At 58.5% G+C, this 18,122-nt stretch carries 13 protein-coding genes; 10 read left to right on the top strand and 3 right to left on the bottom strand.

What is annotated here, in order from left to right:
- Positions 1 to 28 precede the first annotated feature (28 nt).
- Complete coding sequence (locus tag PCPL58_RS04430; protein ID WP_044309106.1) at positions 29 to 775, bottom strand: TraX family protein; 747 nt, start codon at positions 773 to 775, stop codon at positions 29 to 31.
- A 99-nt stretch (positions 776 to 874) separates the two neighbouring features.
- Here PCPL58_RS04430 and PCPL58_RS04425 point away from each other — a divergent pair, with 99 nt between their 5' ends.
- The 6 genes from PCPL58_RS04425 to msrA all read left to right on the top strand — a co-directional run bounded on the left by PCPL58_RS04425 (position 875) and on the right by msrA (position 9,971).
- A complete protein-coding gene (locus tag PCPL58_RS04425; RefSeq protein WP_003432507.1) occupies positions 875 to 1,915 on the top strand; it encodes a threonine aldolase family protein in 1,041 nt (346 codons plus the stop codon).
- A 125-nt stretch (positions 1,916 to 2,040) separates the two neighbouring features.
- A complete protein-coding gene (locus PCPL58_RS04420) occupies positions 2,041 to 3,483 on the top strand; it encodes a TldD/PmbA family protein (protein ID WP_065348895.1) in 1,443 nt (480 codons plus the stop codon).
- Positions 3,483 to 4,808 carry a TldD/PmbA family protein gene (locus PCPL58_RS04415; RefSeq protein WP_065348894.1) on the top strand — a complete coding sequence of 442 codons (1,326 nt, stop codon included), beginning with the start codon at positions 3,483 to 3,485 and terminating at the stop codon, positions 4,806 to 4,808. Before PCPL58_RS04420 ends, PCPL58_RS04415 begins: the two co-directional genes overlap by 1 nt.
- Positions 4,809 to 4,817: 9 nt before the next feature.
- Positions 4,818 to 6,230, top strand: coding sequence for a multidrug transporter subunit MdtD (gene mdtD / locus PCPL58_RS04410; protein ID WP_065348893.1), 1,413 nt, complete (start codon positions 4,818 to 4,820; stop codon positions 6,228 to 6,230).
- Between the two features lie 250 nt (positions 6,231 to 6,480).
- Positions 6,481 to 9,174: a bifunctional diguanylate cyclase/phosphodiesterase gene (locus PCPL58_RS04405; protein WP_003372574.1), complete on the top strand. Its 2,694-nt coding sequence runs from the start codon at positions 6,481 to 6,483 to the stop codon at positions 9,172 to 9,174.
- A 149-nt stretch (positions 9,175 to 9,323) separates the two neighbouring features.
- Complete coding sequence (gene msrA / locus PCPL58_RS04400) at positions 9,324 to 9,971, top strand: peptide-methionine (S)-S-oxide reductase MsrA (RefSeq protein ID WP_065348892.1); 648 nt, start codon at positions 9,324 to 9,326, stop codon at positions 9,969 to 9,971.
- 281 nt (positions 9,972 to 10,252) lie between these two features.
- Here the strand turns inward: msrA and PCPL58_RS04395 are convergent, their stop codons facing one another.
- On the bottom strand, positions 10,253 to 11,089 hold the full coding sequence (locus tag PCPL58_RS04395) for a 23S rRNA (adenine(2030)-N(6))-methyltransferase RlmJ (protein ID WP_003432503.1): 837 nt from the start codon (positions 11,087 to 11,089) through the stop codon (positions 10,253 to 10,255).
- A 377-nt stretch (positions 11,090 to 11,466) separates the two neighbouring features.
- Here PCPL58_RS04395 and PCPL58_RS04390 point away from each other — a divergent pair, with 377 nt between their 5' ends.
- Both PCPL58_RS04390 and PCPL58_RS04385 read left to right on the top strand, forming a co-directional pair.
- Positions 11,467 to 11,697: a DUF6124 family protein gene (locus PCPL58_RS04390; protein WP_003432502.1), complete on the top strand. Its 231-nt coding sequence runs from the start codon at positions 11,467 to 11,469 to the stop codon at positions 11,695 to 11,697.
- A gap of 119 nt (positions 11,698 to 11,816) precedes the next feature.
- The gene (locus tag PCPL58_RS04385) at positions 11,817 to 12,083 is read left to right on the top strand and encodes a hypothetical protein (protein WP_003393668.1); all 267 of its coding nucleotides are present in this window, start codon (positions 11,817 to 11,819) and stop codon (positions 12,081 to 12,083) included.
- Between the two features lie 91 nt (positions 12,084 to 12,174).
- Here the strand turns inward: PCPL58_RS04385 and gbcB are convergent, their stop codons facing one another.
- Positions 12,175 to 13,275 (bottom strand): glycine-betaine demethylase subunit GbcB, encoded by a 1,101-nt coding sequence (gene gbcB / locus PCPL58_RS04380; protein ID WP_003372583.1) that lies wholly within the window; start codon positions 13,273 to 13,275, stop codon positions 12,175 to 12,177.
- Between the two features lie 309 nt (positions 13,276 to 13,584).
- Here gbcB and gbcA point away from each other — a divergent pair, with 309 nt between their 5' ends.
- Both gbcA and PCPL58_RS04370 read left to right on the top strand, forming a co-directional pair.
- Complete coding sequence (gbcA, locus tag PCPL58_RS04375; protein ID WP_065348891.1) at positions 13,585 to 14,883, top strand: glycine-betaine demethylase subunit GbcA; 1,299 nt, start codon at positions 13,585 to 13,587, stop codon at positions 14,881 to 14,883.
- Between the two features lie 180 nt (positions 14,884 to 15,063).
- Positions 15,064 to 17,469, top strand: a complete 2,406-nt coding sequence (locus tag PCPL58_RS04370; protein ID WP_065348890.1) for a fibronectin type III domain-containing protein — start codon at positions 15,064 to 15,066, stop codon at positions 17,467 to 17,469.
- Positions 17,470 to 18,122 lie beyond the last annotated feature (653 nt).

The following is an 18,122-nucleotide window of genomic DNA, read 5'->3' as shown; positions in this document are numbered from 1 at the left end:
CCTTTCCGGACGCTCTGCGTCCTCCCGATCAAACCCTGCCCACCACCATTCGCAAGCCCAGCAACAGCAGAAAGTGCAGCGGGTAGATCGCATAGGCCCAGCGCCGCATCGGGATCACTGCGAATCCGGGCTTTGCCCGCAGCAGCGCGATGCCCAGTACAGGCGCCAACACGCAGGTGAGTATCGAACCGATGGAAATCGGATCGCCCCAACTCGCACCGGCAAACATCTGCGACCAGGCATTACCCGCCAGACAAAAGACCGCCGGAAATATCGCATACCAAAGCCTTCTTTCCAGCACCAGCACAAAGACCAGCGGCAGCAGCACACCGGCAAAGCCAAACATCAGGTATTTCTGGAAGATCGCCGTCAGCAGCAAGGCGACAAGGGCCATCACTCGGGTCGTCGGATTGCGATGCTGCCAGCCCTGAGCGATCACCAGCCCCAGTAGCAGCGTCGGCATTACATTCAGCACTGTGGCGTCAGCCATGAACAGCCGATAGGGGATCTCCGCCAGCCCGGCAAACACCAGCAACCAGCCCAGATAACGCCATTGCACCCGCGGGGCCACGATGGCTGCGCTGCGCCGGGAAAGATTCACAGCGATTGCCAGGCAGAACCAGGGAAAGGCAAAACGCCCCGGCACGTATAGAAAATCGACTGACCAGCCCACATAGCGAAGGTGGTCAAGCACCATACTCAACATCGCCAGCCACTTGAGCAGGTCCAGCGCCTTGTTGCGTCCGGGCAGAAAAGGCGGGTTGGAAAGATCCATATTGCTCCTGAATGAGGAATTGCGTCATGCAGCCAACACATGACCGAACCTTATATTGTCGCTACAGTGCGCACCATAATCGCCCATAAGGAATCGGCCATGACAGACCAAAGCCAACAGTTCGCCAGCGACAACTATTCCGGTATCTGCCCTGAAGCCTGGGCGGCCATGGAGCAGGCGAACAAGGGCCATCAACGCGCTTATGGTGACGATCAATGGACTGCACGCGCTTCGGATGATTTCCGCCGACTGTTCGAAACCGACTGCGAAGTATTTTTCGCCTTCAACGGCACGGCGGCCAACTCGCTGGCGCTGTCATCGCTGTGCCAGAGTTACCACAGTGTCATCTGTTCGGAAACGGCTCACGTCGAAACCGATGAATGCGGTGCGCCGGAGTTTTTCTCCAACGGCTCCAAACTGCTGACAGCCCGCAGCGCAGGCGGCAAGCTGACCCCGGAATCGATTCGTGAAGTGGCGCTCAAGCGTCAGGACATTCACTACCCCAAGCCGCGCGTCGTGACCCTGACCCAGGCCACCGAGGTAGGTGGCGTCTATCAGCCGGAAGAACTCAAGGCGATCAGCGCGACCTGCAAGGAACTGGGCCTGCATCTGCACATGGACGGTGCCCGTTTCTCCAATGCCTGCGCCTTTCTGGAGGCGTCCCCGGCTGAACTGACCTGGAAGTCCGGCGTTGACGTGTTGTGCTTCGGCGGCACCAAAAACGGTATGGCGGTGGGCGAAGCCATTCTGTTTTTCGACCATGATCTGGCTGAAGACTTCGATTATCGCTGCAAGCAGGCCGGGCAACTGGCATCGAAGATGCGTTTCCTGTCTGCACCGTGGGTCGGCCTGCTGGAAAACGACGCCTGGCTCAAACACGCCCGCCATGCCAACCGCTGCGCGCAACTGCTCGCCGAACTGGTCAAGGACATTCCTGGCGTGGAGCTGATGTTCCCGGTGCAGGCCAATGGCGTGTTCCTGCAACTGTCGGAGCCGGCCATTGCTGCACTGACCGCTCGTGGCTGGCGTTTCTACACCTTCATCGGCAACGGCGGCGCACGTTTCATGTGCTCGTGGGACACCGAAGAAGAGCGCGTGCGTGAACTGGCCGCCGATATCAAGCTGGTGATGCAGGGCTGAAGCGTCTGGCTCAAAGCTTGCAGGTGCAGCTTGGCAATCGTGGGGGGTAATCTCCCCCTTAACGGCAATCGGCTCAAAAGGCCGCCCGGACTTCACTGACCACCCTCAAGAAGGAGCTTGTCTGCATGTTCGATTTCTCCGCCCGGCTCAAGCAGCATTTCGCTGCTCTGCTGAGTGAAGCGCAATTTTTTTCCGTACGTTACGTGCACCGCACCGGCCAACGCCTGTGCGTGCGCAAGAATGTGGCCGAGCCGCCGTCACTGATCAGCGACGAGGGCGCCATGCTGACCGTGCGCCTGAATGGCGTTGAAGCCTACGCCGCTACCAACGACATCTCCCTGAAGGGTTTGCAGGCTGCCTTGCAGCAGGCCGAAACGCTGGCCCGCCGTCTGGCACCGCATGCGCTGCTGGACCTGAGCGATCAAGCGGTCTCGAGCGCAAAGGCTGACTACCTGTCGCCAAACATGGATCAAGCCTTTCCACCGCTGAGCGATTGCATCGGCCTGCTGATGGCCGAGTCCAGCGCGGTCCCGGCAGACGAACGCCTGGTCAACTGGCAGGCCATACTGGACCTGGAAACCGTTGAGCAAATCTACCTCAACAGCGCGGGCGCGCAATTGCGTCAGGCGCAGCGCTTTGTGTTTCCGGGCATGAGCGTGACGGCCTACGACGGTCGCGACAGCCAGACGCGCACCCTGGGCGGGCATAACTTCGGCCAGCAAGGTGGCATCGAAGTGCTGAGCAGTTGTGGCCTGATCGGGTCTGCCGCCAACGTCGCCGACGAAGCGTTGCAGTTGATCCTCGCCCCCAACACGCCATCAGGCCCACGCGACCTGCTGCTGATGCCCGATCAGATGGTCCTGCAGATTCACGAGTCCATCGGCCATCCCCTGGAGCTGGACCGGATTCTCGGTGACGAGCGCAATTACGCAGGCACCAGTTTCGTCAAAACGACTGACTTCGGCACCCTGCAATACGGTTCCAGCCTGCTGAACGTGACTTTCGACCCGGAGATTCCCGAGCAACTGGCCAGCTACGCGCATGATGACGATGGCACGTCAGCCAGCAAGCAGTTCCTGATTCGTGACGGCCTGCTGCAGCGCCCGCTCGGCGGTGCCCTGTCGCAATACCGCAGCGGCCTGGCAGGCGTCGCCAACAGCCGCGCCTCCAGCTGGAACCGTGCCCCCATCGACCGCATGGCCAACCTGAATATCGAACCGGGTGACCAGTCGCTGGACAGTCTGGTCGGTAACATCGAGCACGGCATCCTGATGTCGAGCAATCGCTCCTGGTCCATCGATGACGCACGCAACAAATTCCAGTTCGGCTGCGAATGGGGCCAGTTGATCGAGAACGGCGAGCTCAAGGGCGTGGTGAAGAACCCCAATTACCGGGCGATCTCCGCGCAATTCTGGAAAAACCTCAGCGCAGTGGGTGATGCCAGCACGTTCAAAGTGCTGGGCACGCCGAACTGCGGCAAGGGCGAACCCAACCAGGTGATCCGTGTAGGCCATGCCTCTCCGGCGTGTGTGTTTGCCAATGTCGATGTGTTTGGAGGAGATGCCTGATGTCGCACCAACAGCAGTTCGAGGCGCTGGTCGCCGTGCTCAAGGCTGCCATCAGCCCGACGGAACACTTCACTCTGGCCTACGACGCCGAGGCGTCTGACTTCATCCGGTTCAACCACGGCCAGGTTCGACAGGCCGGGAGCGTCCAGCAGGTCATTGCAACGTTCAAACTGATTGATGACGGCCGGCATGCCAATCTGGAACTGACCTTGTCCGGCGACGCCGAGACCGACCAGCAGCGCCTTGTCGACGCCCTGCAACAACTGCGCGAAACACTGCCGTCGCTGGCCAAGGATCCCTATCTGTTGCCGAACACCAATGCCTGGCAAAGCAGTAACGTTCAAGATTTGCCGCTGCCGGACAGCGCCCGGGTCGTCGAGCAGATCAGCGAACTGGCAGGCGATCTGGACCTGGTAGGTTTCTATGCGGCAGGCCCGCTGTACCGCGGCTTCGCCAGTTCGTGGGGGGCGCAGGGCTGGCACCAGGCCAACAGCTTCAATTTCGACTGGAGCCTGTTTCACGAAAACGGCCAGGCAGTGAAAGCCAACTACGCGGGTCACGACTGGAGCGACGAAGCCTTCGCGCAGCGTTTTCAGCAAGCCCGCGAACAGCTCGAATTTCTCGGCCGCCCGCTGCATGCGCTCAAGCCCGGACAATACCGCGCGTACCTGGCGCCAGCGGCTCTGGACGAAGTCATCGGCATGCTCAACTGGGGCGGATTTTCCGCGCAGTCACTGGCCAGTAAACGCAGCCCGTTGCAAAGGCTGTATGACGGCGAGACGCCTTTCAGCCCGTTGGTCAACTTCGACGAAAAAGTCAGCGGTTCGCTTTCACCAGCGTTTTCACGGGAAGGCTACCCGCGCAAGGACCTGAAACTGATCGTCGACGGGCAAGCCCGCGATCGACTGGTGGATTCGAGCAGCGCAGCCGAATACGACCTGCCTGCCAACGGCGCGGATTATGGCGAAGGCCCAAGCGCGTTGAGCATTGCCGGCGGTTCACTGGAGCTGGATCAGATCCTCGCCAGGCTCGGCACCGGGCTTTACATCAGTAACCTCTGGTACCTGAACTTCTCCGACCGCGCCGCTGGGCGCCTTACCGGAATGACACGCTTCGCAACGTTCTGGGTCGAAGAGGGCAAGATCGTCGCGCCGGTGAGCACCATGCGCTTCGATGACAGCGCCTACAGCCTGCTGGGCAGCGCACTGGAGGACTTGACCAAAGAAAGGGAACTGATTCTCCAATCGAGCACCTACAGTCAGCGCCAGACCGGTTCAATCCAGTTGCCGGGCGCATTGATCAGCCGACTCACCCTCACGCTATAGCAGGAGCCTATGCCGAACTCAGCAGCGCCGATCATGGACGAAAAGACCCTGCGCTGGATGCCCTGGGTCATCGCCATCGCATTCTTCATGCAAAGCCTGGACGGCACGATTCTCAACACCGCCTTGCCGTCCATGGCCCGTTCACTGGCGGAAGACCCGCTGCGCATGCAGTCGGTGGTCATCGCCTACATGCTGACCATTGCGCTGCTGATCCCGGCTTCGGGCTGGATCGCCGACCGGTTCGGGATCAAGCGCATCTTCTTCAGCGCCATCCTGCTGTTCAGTTTCGGATCATTGCTGTGCGCGCTGTCCTGGTCACTGAACGTGCTGGTAGCCGCCCGGGTGATTCAGGGGCTGGGGGGCGCGCTGATGCTGCCTATCGGGCGCCTGATCGTATTGCGCGCCTATCCGCGATCGGAGCTGGTGCGGATCATGGGCTTTATCACCGTGCCGGGCCTTTTGGGTCCGTTGCTGGGCCCGACGCTTGGCGGCTGGATGGTCGAGTACCTGAGCTGGCACTGGATTTTCCTGATCAACATTCCGGTCGGCATCCTCGGTTGCTACGCCGTCAAACACTTCATTCCTGATCTTCCGGGAGGCGGTCGAACACGGTTTGACGGCGTCGGCTTCATCCTGTTTGGCGCGGCGATGGTATTGATCACCATTGCCCTGGAGGGCCTGGGCGAGTTGCACCTGCCGCACATGCGCGTGGTGCTGTTGCTGTTTGCCGGAATGGGCTGTCTGGCAGCGTACTGGCTGCGTGCCGGGCACATCGAATCGCCATTGTTTGCCCCTTCACTGTTCCGTACCCGGACGTTTGCGGTCGGCATCATGGGCAACCTGTTCGCCCGCCTGGGCAGCGGTGCCCTGCCGTTTCTGGTGCCGTTGCTGCTGCAGGTGGCGCTGGGGTATTCGCCGTCTCAGGCAGGCATGAGCATGTTGCCGCTGGCGGCCGCTGGCATGTTCGCCAAGACCATCGCCCGCTGGCTGATCGAGCGGCTGGGCTACCGCATGATTCTGACCGGCAACACACTGCTGCTGGGTATCCTCCTGGCCAGCCTGGCGTTGGTGGATGTGCAAACCCCATACTGGGTGTTGCTGGTCCATCTGGGACTGCTCGGCGCCGTCAACTCCTTGCAATTCACGGCCATGAATACGGTCACCCTGATCGATCTGGACGATCCCAGTGCAGCGAGTGGCAACAGCCTGCTTTCGGTGGTGGCACAGCTGTCGCTGAGTCTTGGCGTGGCAAGCGCAGCAGCCTTGCTCGGGGGGTTCAGCGAAGAAGTTACCACCGGCGAGGTCAGCAGCTTGCTGGGGGCATTTCAGCTGACATTCCTGAGTGTCGGGGTGCTGGCCATGTTTGCGGCAGGTATTTTCCTGCAATTGCCGGCAAAGGAGCCCAGGATGGCAAAAGCCTGATTGACAACAGCCCGTAACTGGAGCAAATCTGCAAAGCGAATTCCCCTGGAAAACAGGGGTTTTACCCGAAAAAACAACGAATTTGAGTATCCGACCAGATACATTGAAGAACCTGGACAACCGGCCGACACTTTTATAGCACTAAGCCACTGTGGTCTCTTGTAAGCATGGGCCGCATGATGCAACCTTGCCATACGCGAAAGTGGGGTTTATCCCCGTCGCGACTAGTATTCCGGAAGCGAGTTTGTTCATGAAAAGCCAAACCGATGCTGCCGGTAGATCCGCAGCCGAGGTAGTGACGCAATTGCCAGTGCCTTCGCGCCTGGGCATGCTGCGTTTCGAGCGGCTGAATGAAGCCAATTGGGCGCTATTGTTTCTCGATCCGAATTGCGAAAGGCAGTTCGGGCTGGCAGCTGTTGACCTTTGCGCCTTGATTGGATCCCCTTATGCCAGCCTCATGGAGCCGGAAGCACGTTATCAACTGCACGATGACATCCAGCTGCAACTGGCCTCTTCCCCGAATTACCTGATCCGCTACACCCTTCACAGCCCCAAAGGCCCCCTTGGCCTGCTGGAAATCGGCGAAGCGTACAAACAGCACAACCGGCATCTGTTACGTGGTTACTTTCTGATCGTCGAAGACCTTGTCACGACTGGCGAACCGGTCACGGACTCCGATCTGGAAACCCGCAACCTGCGACTGCAGATTGCACTGGAACTCAACCAGCGCGCCCAGCGCGACCAGTTTGCCCACCTGGAACGCGTGCGCGCCCAGCAGGACCTGATCCTGCGCCTGACCCGACACCGCTACACCACGGCCAATACCTTGCTCGAAGCGGCAGAGCTGATCACCAAAAGTGCTTGTGATATCTACGATGTCGACCATGTCAGTATCTGGAACCTCAACGACAAACGCCTTGAGCCGATCACCGACTACAGCCGTGAAACCGGCGACTATCAGTCACGCACGCCGGTGGATATCAGCCCCTACCCTACTTACCTGCAAGCGCTGAATACCAGCCGGGCGATCGACGCCAGCAATATCCAGACTGACCCACGCACCTGCGAAATGGCCAAAAGCCTGAATCCTGGAGAAACCAGAGCGGTGCTCGATGCCAGTATTCGTATCGACGGGCAGGTGATCGGCGTGCTGTGTCTGGAAGAGTCCGGCACGACACGCGAGTGGCAGTCCGACGAGATCGCCTTCGCCGGCGAACTGGCTGACCAGTTTGCGCAGGTCATCAACAACCATAACCGGCGGGCTGCGACCAACGCGCTACACCTGTTCCAGCGCGCGGTCGAACAAAGCGCCAACGCCTTTCTGCTGGTCAACTGCAATGGCGTGGTCGAGTACGTAAACCCGAGTTTCACGGCGATCACCCAGTACAGCTCGGAGGAAGTCTCCGGGCACAAGTTGTCGGAATTGCCCGCACTGGAAAACCTCAACCAGTTGCTGCTGGAAGCCAACTCCAGCCTGACCAACAGCAACAGCTGGCAGGGCGAGTTCAAAAGCCGGCGCAAGAACCTCGAACCCTACTGGGGCCAGCTGTCGATTTCCAAGGTGTATGGCGACAATCGTGAGCTGACGCACTATATCGGCATCTACGAAGACATCACCCAGAGCAAGCTGGCCCAGCAGCGCATCGAGCGCCTGGCGTACACCGACAACCTCACCAATCTGGGCAACCGTCCGGCCTTTATCCGCAATCTGGACGAACGCTTTGCCCGCGACACCGATACGCCGATGAGCCTGTTGCTGGTCGACATCGATAACTTCAAGCGCATCAACGACAGCCTCGGCCACCAGACCGGTGACAAACTGTTGATCAGCCTGGCGCGGCGCCTGCGCAACACCTTGAGCCCGTCCGATGTATTGGCGCGCTTTGCCAGTAACGAATTTGCCGTACTGATCGACAACACCGATCAGGAAGCCGGACAGGCCACCGCCACACAAGTGCTGGCCACGCTGGACAAGCCGATGTTCGTCGACAATCAGCTGATCAGCGTCACCGGCTCGGTGGGTCTTGCCTGCGCGCCGCTGCACGGTCGTGACCCGCAGACCCTGATGAAAAACGCAGGTCTGGCCCTGCACAAGGCCAAAGCCAACGGCAAACATCAGGTTCAGGTGTTTACCGAAGCATTGAATGCCGAGGCCAGTTACAAGCTGTTCGTGGAAAACAACCTGCGCCGCGCCCTGACCCAGAACGAGCTCGAGGTGTTCTATCAGCCCAAGCTGTGCCTGCTGACGGGTCGTCTGCTGGGCATGGAGGCGCTGTTGCGTTGGAATCATCCTGAAAAAGGCATGATCCGACCGGACCAGTTCATCAGCGTGGCCGAAGAGACCGGTCTGATCATCCCCATCGGCAAATGGGTCGCGCGTCAGTCCTGCCGCATGAGCAAGGACCTGACCGCTGCGGGGTTCGGCAACCTGCAGGTAGCCATCAATGTATCCCCCAAGCAGTTTTCCGACCCGGAACTGGTATCATCGATTGCCGCCATCCTCAAAGAAGAAGAGCTTGACCCCTCACTGCTGGAACTGGAGCTGACCGAGGGCCTGTTGCTGGAAGCGACAGAAGACACCCGCCAGCAACTGGACTCGCTGAAGAAACTCGGCCTGTCACTGGCCATGGACGACTTCGGCACCGGTTACTCGTCGTTCAGTTACCTGAAGAAATTCCCCATCGATGTGATCAAGATCGATCGCAGCTTCATCCGCGATATTCCGGATGATGAAGACGACATGGAAATCACCTCGGCGGTCATCGCGATGGCTCACAACCTCAAGCTCAAAGTGGTTGCCGAAGGCATTGAAACCGCGGCTCAGCTGGCCTTTCTGCGGCGCCATCGCTGCGATGTCGGCCAGGGCTATCTGTTCGACAGACCTATCCCCGGCGAAGAGCTGATCGAGAAGCTGAAGCGCTATCCTCGTCGCCCATCCGCCTGACAACCTTCCCTGCACCCCGCTCTCTCGGGCACACTGTCCGCCTGTTATTGCACGGCAGCACTTGTTTCTGCGTGTAACGGGACCTATGTATTTGTATTGATCATCCGTCCTGGCCCCGCTGCCGATCTCCACACGAGAGGATATGGTTCATGACTTTGCGCTCGGAAATTCTAGTGAACAAAAACGTACTGCCTACCGCCGAACAAGCACTGCCGGGTCGTGAAACACCAATGGCGCTTCCGGAAACCCACTTCGTCAACGGCAATCCGCTGTTGGGGCCGTTTTCGAGCAATGTCGAATTCGCCATCTTCGGCATGGGTTGCTTCTGGGGCGCAGAACGTCGTCTGTGGCAACAGGACGGTGTGGTGAGCACTGTCGCCGGCTACGCAGGCGGGTTTACTCCGAACCCGACTTACGAAGAAGTCTGCTCCGGGCTGACCGGCCACACCGAAGTGGTACTGGTGGTCTACGAGCCAGCAAAAATCAGCTACGAAGACCTGCTCAAAGTGTTCTGGGAAGTACACAACCCGACTCAAGGCATGCGTCAGGGCAATGACATCGGCACTCAGTACCGTTCGGTGATCTACTGCACCACTCCCGAGCAGCTCGACGCCGCCAAAGCCAGTGCAGAGACCTTCCAGGCGGAACTGAAAAAGGCCGGTCTGGGCAGCATCACCACCGAAATCGAGCAGGCACCGACGGTTTACTTTGCCGAAGCCTACCACCAGCAATACCTGGCCAAGAACCCACAGGGCTACTGCGGGCTGGGCGGCACGGGTGTGTGCATGCCGGCTTGAGACACGCCCCTGCCGGGGCGTCAGGAAACGGGCTTCTGCCCGGAGGGCGTAGGAGCGGACTTGTCCGCGATGGGCTGCGAAGCGGCCCCAAAACCGGACACCTCGGCTGTATCTGGCGCACCGAGGCAAGCGGTTTTGCTGCCGGTTCCCGGCAGATCGCGAACCAGCGAAGCGTTGCACGGTACGCACCTACACGCCCTACACAGTCTTCTGGGCTTGCCAGGATCTGTGTACAACGCTGAGTGCTCCGCATGGGCACGCAGTGATGGATGCAGGCAAGCCTACTCCGCAATCAACCAGTCCATCTTCCAGCCGCCCTGGGTCTGGCCCAGTTTCTGGGCGAGGTACGGCATCAGCTCGCGCAATTCTTCTTCCAGACCCCAAGGCGGGTTGGCGATGGCCAGGCCTGAACCGTTGAGGCTGGCCGGTGTGTCCAGCGGATGGACGAACAGTTCAACGCGCAACAGCTTGGGCGCGCCGGTTTCTGCCAGGTCCTGATAGAAGCGGCGCAGCAGGCGGGTATCCTTGATCGGGTACCAGATCGCCGCCACTGTCTGACGCATGCGCCCGATGGCTTCCTTGAGCGCAACCGCGCAACGCTTCATTTCATCGAGTTGCTCGAATGGCGGGTCGATGAGCATGACGGCACGCTTTTCCGCCACAGGCAGCAAGGCGCGCGGGACATGCCAGCCCTCCCCAAGATGCACCGCCACACGGCGGTCGCCTTTCATGTTCTCCTTGAGCAGACGCCCGTCTTCGGGGTGCTTCTCGTTGAGCAGCACACGCTCGCGCTCGCGGGTCAGGCGGCGGGCCAGCTCCGGCGAACCGGGGTAGTAGCGCAGCTCGCCATCCGGGTTCATGTCGTGCAGCACTTGCAGATAGTCGGACGCCAGCGCAGGCAGGTCCGTGGCGTTCCACAGACGGCCGATACCCTCCAGCCATTCTCCGGTGCGCGTGGCCTGATCGCCTTTGAGGTCGTACAGGCCAAGCCCGGCGTGGGTGTCGAGATAGGCGAACGGCTGCTCCTTGCGCGCCATCAGGGCGATCAGGCGAGTCAGGGTCAGGTGTTTGAAGACGTCGGCGTGGTTGCCGGCATGGTAGGCGTGACGGTAATTCATGGCAGCTCCTGGCAAGCTGCGCAGTTTAGCAAACCTGAGCAATGAACAAGAATTTGTAACGAATTTGCGGGACTGGTCTCTTTCACTTGAAGGAAATTTCCGAGAAACTCCCGGCCCCTTGTGCCTGCCTGTTTCGATCTCTACTCTGCGCCCGTCGCTGCATATTCAGCGGTGAGGATTAGTAGCCCTCGTTATCCAGGCGCATTGCGCCACCTTGTGCAGGTGCCCTTTCACGGCCTGCGCTTTTATGGTGGTCGTGCGTGGGGCATCTTTGGATGCACCGGGGTTCCTGGACCGGGCTACTACCTGCGCATGATCACCACCCTCGATTAGTAGCCGACGGTGATGGTCTTCTAAAACTCCAGGAGATACATCACATGCTAAAAATCGTCCCCGATCCGCCCCTCTTCACCGTCAGCGCCAACGTCAGCCAGGAAGACGCTCTGATGCATGCCAGCGACCTGCTGCGCTGCGCCGCCACCAGCGCCTGTGAATTCAGCGACAGCATGACCGGCACCCAGCGCGACATGACGCTTTCGATCATGCACCTGGTGGAAATGGCCAAGGTCATGGTCGACAGAACCATAGACAACCTGCAAACCGAATGACCGCATGAACTGAAAACGACACACTTGTAGCCAATCCTGCCACGCACGACGGGCAGGGGTTGCCCGCAGGCGGTTGTCCTTCCAGAATCGGAACAAGCCCGATCAAAGGAACAGACGTCATGATGCACGCGGATTTGATTGACCAGGAAGACCTGCTCGGCCAGCTCAGAGCCCTGGGCTTCGAAGCCCCCGGCGGCGCAACCGCTGAACAAGCCTGCGCAAACGCCGTCTGCGGCCTCAACGCCGAACGCGCGACCGCCTTGCGACGTCTGGTAGAACAACTTCTGACCGGCAGCGCCACCCTCCTCCCCGCCGTGCGCCAGGCCATCGACCAGCAACTGCTGCCCGCGCTGGCGGCTTATAAGCAGAGTCACAGTGGATCTTAGCCGGTAGGCGCCCTCAAGAACGTCTATCGTACCCATGCTCCGCGTGGGTATGCCGTTCGTGACCCTTTGCGCCACACAGTTTCAGGCGTGCTCAGTACTCAATCCGCACATCGCCCTTCGGCACGCTGCAGCAGGAAAGAATGTACCCCTCTGCAACATCTTCGTCGGTAATGCCGCCGTTGTGCTCCATCTCGACTTCACCGCTCAGTTTCATGACCTTGCAGGTTCCGCAGATGCCCATGCCGCAGGCTTTGGGGATCATCAGGCCGAGTTTGGCGGCGGCGGCATGCACGGTTTCGCCCGGCCCGACGCGGATGCTCTTGCCGGTGTCGGTGAACTCCACCTGATGCAGGTCGGCGATGTCGATGTCGGGCGCGTCGGCGGCGATTTCGGCCTGCTCGACGGCATCTGCCCTGGCCTCGGGCGGCGTCGCACCGAACGACTCTTCATGGTATTGCGCCATGTTGAAGCCGTTCTCCTGCAACAGACGCTTGACCGCTGTCATGTACGGCGTCGGTCCGCAACAGAACACCTCACGGTCCATGAAGTCCGGGGCCATCAGCTCGAGCATTTTCTGGTTCAGGTAGCCGCGATAACCGGCCCACGGCTCGCCCAGACCATGCTTTTCACAGACCAGGTGCAGGCTGAAATTGTCGATCCGCGAGGCCATGTGCTCCAGCTCGCGGTGGTAAATGATGTCTTTCGGTGAACGCGCGCTGTGCACGAAGACCATGTCGACGTTGGCGTTGGTGTCGTAGAACCAGCGCGCCATGGACATCACCGGCGTGATGCCGACCCCGCCGCTGAGGTAGAGAATCTTCGGGTTCGGGAAGTCGATGGCGTTGAACAGCCCGACCGGCCCGTGTACCGCCAGCTCCTGTCCTTCAATCAGCGTGTCATGCAGGTAATTGGAAACCTTGCCGCCCGGCACGCGTTTGACGGTGATAGAAAAACTGTACGGCACCGATGGCGAGCTGGAGATGGTGTAAGAGCGCATGATCGGCAGGCCGTCGATCTCCAGCTCCAGGGTCACGAACTGGCCCGGCTTGAAGAAGAACATGATCGGCTGGTCGGCCATGAAGCAGAACGTGCGCACGTCCCAGGTTTCCTGGATGACTTTGACGACACGTACCAGGTGACGCCCGTTGGCCCATGTCTGGGTCGTGACCGGGCTCAGGAAACTTTGGGACATACTCGATCTCCACGGCCGACTGTCGGCCTCTCATGCTGCGGATTCTGCGTAACGCGCGAGACGGCCATTTACCTATCAACGACATTCACGTACTTACCGCGACCAGCCCCGTGCAACAAGGCCTGTCGCGTCGGGAACGGATGCGGCCATGTCGCCCATGGATAAGGTTCGCTGCGCGCCCGGCTCCACACTCGCCACCAAGGGTCATAAGCATGGTCGACTGATCTATCGTCATGCGTGAAACGCGATCACACCCGTATCAGCCACATTCGCAGGCCGCCCATGCCGCGGTCATGAGGGATTTAATCGATGGACGTCACCGCAACCTTGAGCCTGGGCGATCCGCTGGAACCTGCACGCAAGGCCACTGCCGAGATGCTGCAGAATCGCGAGCGCACGTACTCGCTGCCGCAGCCTTTCTACAGTGATGAGCGACTGTTTGAAATCGACATGCAGGAAATCTTTCACAAGGAGTGGCTGATTGCCGGGATGACGTGCGAAATCCCGACCAAAGGCAATTACCTGACGCTGCAGATCGGCAAGAACCCGATCCTGGTCGTGCGCGGCCCGGACGGTGTCGTCAACGCATTCCACAACGTATGCCGCCATCGCGGCTCGCGCCTGTGTACTGCCGAGAAAGGCAAAGTCGCCAAACTGGTTTGCCACTATCACCAGTGGACCTATGAGCTGGACGGTCGTCTGCTGTATGCGGGCACTGAAATGGGCGACGACTTCGACATGAAGCAGTTCGGCCTCAAGCCGGTGCACGTCAAGACCGCAGGTGGCTACATTTTCATCAGCCTCGCGGAAAACCCGCCTGCCATTGACGAGTTCCTGTCGACGCTGCGGCACTACATGGAACCGTATGACATGGAGAATACCAAGGTGGCCGTGCAAACCACCTTGATGGAAAAGGCCAACTGGAAGCTGGTGCTGGAAAACAACCGCGAGTGCTATCACTGTGGCGGCTCGCACCCTGAATTGCTCAAGACGTTGCTGGAATGGGACGACGTCACCGACCCGCGTGCCGATCAGGCCTTCAAGGATCATGTGGCCGCGTCTGCTGCTGCGTGGGAAGCCGAGAAAATCCCGTACGCCCACGCCAGTTTCGGCCTGCGTAACCGTATCGTGCGCATGCCGCTGCTCAAAGGCACCGTATCGATGACCATGGACGGCAAGGTCGGCTGCAAGAAACTGATGGGCCGCATTCAGAACCCTGACCTGGGCTCGATGCGTATTCTGCATTTGCCGCATTCCTGGAACCACTGCATGGGCGATCACATCATCGTCTTCACGGTGTGGCCGATCAGCGCGCAGGAAACCATGGTCACCACCAAATGGATTGTCCATAAGGATGCGGTCGAAGGCGTGGATTACGACGTCGAGCGTATGCGCCAGGTCTGGGACGCCACCAATGATCAGGACCGTCGTCTTGCCGAAGAAAATCAGCGCGGCATCAACTCCAGCGCCTATCAACCCGGCCCTTATTCGAAAACCTATGAGTTCGGCGTGGTCAACTTCGTCGACTGGTACAGCTCGCGCATGCTGGAAAACCTTGGCGCAGAACCTGCGCCTTATTTGAAGGGTGTGGCGGTGAATCACGAATAGAGATTGCCCCCGCCAACGCGACCCATCAAGTCAGACTCACTTCATTCACGAAGTGAGTCTGAACTGACCACGCCGACACAAAAACCCTCGCGCCGATACCGTCATTTCTGACAGTTACCCAAAAAAATCTTTCGTGATCAACTCCCGTTGCAGTCAATCCAACGGACGGAGACACGGACCATGCTCACCCCAAAAAACATTAATCAATATAAAAATAAAACAGTCGATGCAGCCTCGGCCATGCCGGACATAAGAGGCAAAAATATTCTCATGGGGTTCTGGCATAACTGGCCTTCCGAACCCGGTCAAGGTTACCAGCAAGGCCTGTTCAAAGAGATGGCGCTGACCGACATACCCGAAGCGTATAACGTCGTGGCAGTGGCCTTCATGAAAGGTGCCGGCATTCCTACATTCAAGCCTTATAACCTGAGCGATGCTGCGTTTCGCGCCCAAGTGGCAGCACTGAATGCACAAGGACGTGCGGTGCTGATTTCTCTTGGCGGGGCTGACGCGCATATTGAGCTATATACCGGTCAGGAAGATGCACTGGCCTATGAAATTATTCGTCTGGTTGAAACCTATGGCTTTGACGGCCTGGATATCGACCTTGAACAAGCTGCTATTACCTTTGCCGATAACCGGACCGTATTACCCGCTGCGTTGAGGATGGTGCGCGAACATTACGAGACAGAAGGAAAGCACTTCATTATCAGTATGGCCCCCGAGTTCCCCTACCTGAGGGCCAGCAAAAAACTGCCGATATTGAAAGAGATCACGACGTATTTTCCTTTCCTGAAAGAATTTGTAACCTTTCTCGACTCCCTGAGATCCGGCGGTGCCTACCTTGCTTACATCAATGCGCTGGAAGACATCTATGACTTTATCGCGCCTCAGTATTACAACCAGGGCGGCGATGGCATATGGGTCGATGAGCTGAACCTGTGGGTCACTCAAAACAACGACGCCCATAAGAAAGAGTTTCTTTACTACCTGACCGACAGCTTGATCCACGGTACGCGTGGCTTCACTAAAATTCCGGCAGACAGGCTGGCCATTGGTCTACCGACCAACAATGACGCCGCCGCCACCGGTTACGTGGTTGATCCGCAGGACGTCAAGGATGCACTGCAAGAGCTGGAAGACGCCGGCAACCCGATTCGCGGGCTGATGACCTGGTCGGTCAACTGGGATGCCGGGAAAGACAAGGGTGGCAAGGAATACAGCTGGGAGTTCGTGAACCGCTACGGTTATCTCACCAGTGGTGAAACGCCCGTACCGGACAAGCCTTCAGTGCCCACTGACCTCAGATCAACCGGGCAAACCCCAACGTCGGTGAAACTGGCCTGGTCGCTTTCGGAAGGCACGAACCCGGTTCTGAAATATGAAGTGCTCCGTAACGGCACTCTCTTCTTTACGGTGAGCCGTCCTGACTTTGAAGATACCGGCCTTCAGCCCGGCACCACTTACAGCTACCAGGTACGTGCCATTGATGTCATGGACAACACCTCGGCATTCTCCACAGCGATCAGCGTGAGTACACAGGCAGGGAGCGGCGGTGGTGCGAAACCGACAGCACCGGTCTTGAGCCTGTCAGGCGTCACCGATAAAAGTGTGTCGCTGACATGGACAGCGTCTACCAGCGATAGCCCAATCAACAGGTATCAAATTGACCGGGACGGCTGGCCTACTACAGCGCTCAGCGGTGAAACGTATGCGTTTACCGATGAAGAACTCACCCCGGGCCGTACGTATAAATACCGCGTTGTGGCAAGAGACGAAGAACTTCAATGGTCAGAGGTCAGCAACCTGATAGAAATCACAACAGATTCGGAACCCTATAAACCTTCATTACCTGTCGACTTCAGGGCAACCGGGCGGACCACCACATCGATAACGCTGGACTGGAGTGTTTCGACGGATGCCAGCGGTCCGTTTCACTATGAGCTGTTCCGCAAGGGTGTTTCGATAGGCAAGGGCAAAGCTCCTCCCTTCACCGACGAAGGCCTTCTGCAAAGCCGCCTTTATGATTATCACATCATCGCGACCGACAGTATGGGTAACAGCTCAGGACTCTCTGAAAAACTTCTGGCCACTACAGACTCCGAGGCGTCCGATGATCGACCTGCGCCACCGGGCAACTTGCGTCAGACAGGTGAGACCACCACCAGTGTTTCACTGGCATGGGATGCACCTGCCGGGGGTACTGCCGTTGACGTCTACCGTGTCTACAGTTTCGACGCGCCTGCTGTGACCGTCGATTCAACCGTACTGACTTTTACCGTCAGAGGCCTGACCCCAGGCAAGACCTATCAGTATCTGGTCGGTGCACGCGATAAAGATCTAGAACTGTCTGGGCCTAGCAACGTTGTGCAGGCCTCGACCAGCGAAGCATTGCCTGAATGGGACGATGATACTGACTACGTGAAGGGGAATAAGGTGATGCATGCGGGTGCCTCTTACATCTGCATCAATTCTCACCATTCACAACCAGACTGGGCGCCGGGCACCGTGCCGACGTTATGGGCGCCCTGGACCGAGCAAGCAGGCGGCAGAGGTTTCCGCGACTGGCCCAAAGAATGGCAGTGAGCCTCATGCGTACCGGCTCTGGCTCGTAAACAGACGGTGACGATGTCATAACTGAACGACTTATCCACAGCGCCCAAAAAGCGTTTATGGGTAAGTCGTTTTTTCATGGGCCTGGAAATAGTCAGGACAACAATGACTTACCATGGAACACCTAAGTCACAGAGCCTGTATGTTTTTTAACCAAATCTCTGTAGAGCTTCATTTCATTGGGCTACAGACGAGCACGAACACCTTATCCACAGAAGCGCCAACAGACTTTGGGTACAACTTCGTCCCAATCACCCGGCCTGCTGTGGACAACGTATAAAATGGCTGAAAAACCACCCGAATGAACCAACGCTGCACGCAAAACCCTGCTTTGATCATTTTTCATACAAAACCTCCAAAGCCTTTATTTACAAGGCTTGCAGGCAATCACAAACAACTTGTCCACAAGCACGCGCACAGAGATTGTGGGCAAACCCAGTGGCTGGCAGATGGCAGCGCGCATTTATCCACAAAAAAATGCAATGAAAATAAAGAGTTAGATTGATCGTTTTTTGAACACCACTCCAAAAGCCGCGTTCTACAAGCCCTTCAGACGTTCACGAACACATTATCCACAGGCACACGCACAGGGATTGTGCGTAAGTCTTCCCGAAAAGAATATTGGT

The organism is Pseudomonas cerasi (assembly GCF_900074915.1).
Lineage (GTDB): Bacteria > Pseudomonadota > Gammaproteobacteria > Pseudomonadales > Pseudomonadaceae > Aquipseudomonas > Aquipseudomonas cerasi.
The sequence above is the reverse complement of the archived record's forward strand: the minus strand, read 5'-3'. Positions and strand labels throughout refer to the sequence as shown.